A 2135-nucleotide genomic window follows, 5' to 3' on the forward strand; every position below is an offset into this window, starting at 1 on the left:
GTGGAGAGCGGGGCTCTGGGGTACGGGGGTGGGTTCCCCCGGCTCACTCCGCGCGCAGTTCCTCCAGGTACTCCGCCACGCTGACCTGCGTAGACGAGCCTTCCGTGCGGCCGTACTGGCCCGCGATCCCGGCGAGGTAGTCCGCGATCTCCTTGCGCATGACCTCGGGGGCCGGGAGGGACGCCTCGCCCGTGAGGACGCGGGCGATCCAGCGGGCCTGCGCCTCGACGAGGCGGGTGATGGAACCCAGCGGGCGGACCATGCCGGTGAAGTACAGGCCCGGCCGGTCGGCCGCGACGACCCGCTTGTACAGCTCCACCGCGCCGCCCGGCCCGGTCGGGCAACCGGCGGGCAGGAACGGGAAGTCCATGCGGTAACCGGTGCAGTAGACGATCGTGTCGGCGGCCACGGACGTGCCGTCGGTGAACATGACCCGGCGCCCGTCGAGGCGCTCGATCGCCGGTTTCGCGGTCACCTCGCCGTGGTGTATCCGGCTCAGGATCTCGTCGGAGATCGTGACCGCCGACGCGAACAGCGGGTGGTCGGGCTCGGGGAGGCCGTAGTCGGAGATCTTGCCGCGCACGACGAGCAACGCCTGCTCGATCAGGCGCCGTTGCTCCTCCAGCGGCATCGCCGTCCACCAGGGCGCGTCCGCGATCTCGTCCAGGGACATGCCGAAGAGCTGCTTCGGCAGGACGTGCAGTCCCCGGCGTACCGAGATCACCGTGTGCGCGGCGTGCCGGGACAGGTCGGCGGCGATGTCCACCGCCGAGGCGCCGAGGCCGACGACCACGGCCCTGCGGCCGGTGAAGTCGCTGCCGTCGCGGTAGTCCAGGGCGTGCAGAATCGTTCCGTCGAAGGTGTCGGCGCCGTCGGGGAGGGCCGGCATCACGGGCTGCGTGTTGTGTCCCGAGGCGACGACGACGTGGGTGAAGCCGCGTGTCGTCGTGCCGTCCGGGCCCTTGCTGACGACCGTCCACGAGCCGTCGTCCTCCTGGTGGACCGACTCGACCTCGGTGTTCAGCTCGATGTGGTCGAGCAGGTCGGCCCACTCAGCGAACTCGCGCAGGTACGCGGCGACTTGGCTGTGCCGGGGATACAGCGGGTACGAGGCCGGCATCGGGAAACCGGCGTAACCGGTGAGCTGTTTGGCCGTGTTGAGGTGCAGCGACAGGTAACCGGGGCCGCGCTCACCGGCGTCCGGCATGCGCCACAGGCCGCCGACGTCCGGTGCCTTCTCCAGGCAGACGAACTCGACTCCGTGCTCCTTGAGTTGGCGCGCCGTCGCCAGTCCCGACAGGCCCGCACCGATCAGGCATACTCGCACGCTGCTTTCCCCACTTCCCGCACAGGAACGGCACGATCCTTTCGCTCAACGGGGATTGACATGCCCATACGGCACGTGAGTCACGCGTGTCACGTCAGCGACAAGGATCACAGGAGGCGGTCTTGTGCGGGGGCCGACGGCAGGAGTCACGCCGTCGCCCACAACCCCCGTACGTGGCCCAGGTGCTGGGTCATGATCGTGCGGACGGCCTGTTCGTCGCGGGCCAACAGGGCGTCCAGCAGGGCGAGATGCTCGGCGGCGGACGCGGGGAGGCGGCCGGAGGCGGCGAGTGCTTCGAGGCCGTACAGGCGGGAGCGGCTGCGCAGGTCGCGGACCACCTCCACCAGGTGCGCGTTGCCGGCGAGCGCGAGCAGGGCGAGGTGGAAGCGGGTGTCCGCCTCGACGTACGCGACGAGGTCGCCCGCCGCCGACGCGGTGACGATCTCCTGCGCGGCGGGGCGCAGCGCCTCCAGGGACGCCGGGGTCGCGGTGTCGGTGAGGGCCACCACCGTGGGGATCTCGATCAGCGCCCTGATCTGCGTGTACTCGTCGAGCTGTGTGTCGGAGACCTCGGTGACGCGGAAGCCCTTGTTCGGGACCGGGGCTACCAGGCCCTCCTTCGCCAGCTCCAGCATCGCCTCGCGCACGGGGGTGACCGAGACGCCGAACCGTGCGGCCACGCCGGGGGCGGAGTACACCTCGCCGGGGCGGAGTTGGCCCGCGATGAGGGCGGCTCGGAGGGCGTCGACGACTTTTTGGCGGTAGCTGCTGCGGGGGGTCAGGGCGGGGAGGTTCTGCGGCATAGGGG

General features: G+C 70.9%; 2 protein-coding genes. Both read right to left on the bottom strand.

Features of this window, described 5'->3' with window-relative positions:
• Nucleotides 1-43 precede the first annotated feature (43 nt).
• Nucleotides 44-1327: a flavin-containing monooxygenase gene (locus tag AOK24_RS40620; RefSeq protein ID WP_055724926.1), complete on the bottom strand. Its 1284-nt coding sequence runs from the start codon at nt 1325-1327 to the stop codon at nt 44-46.
• A gap of 146 nt (nt 1328-1473) precedes the next feature.
• Nucleotides 1474-2130, bottom strand: coding sequence for a GntR family transcriptional regulator (locus tag AOK24_RS40625; protein ID WP_063799607.1), 657 nt, complete (start codon nt 2128-2130; stop codon nt 1474-1476).
• Nucleotides 2131-2135 lie beyond the last annotated feature (5 nt).

It is taken from the genome of Streptomyces niveiscabiei (genome assembly GCF_001419795.1).
GTDB classification, from domain to species: Bacteria; Actinomycetota; Actinomycetes; order Streptomycetales; family Streptomycetaceae; genus Streptomyces; species Streptomyces niveiscabiei.

Coding starts and splice junctions, on each gene's coding strand:
- AOK24_RS40625 (WP_063799607.1), bottom strand. CDS start 2,130: ATGCCGCAGAACCTCCCCGCCCTGACCCCCCGCAGCAGCTACCGCCAA.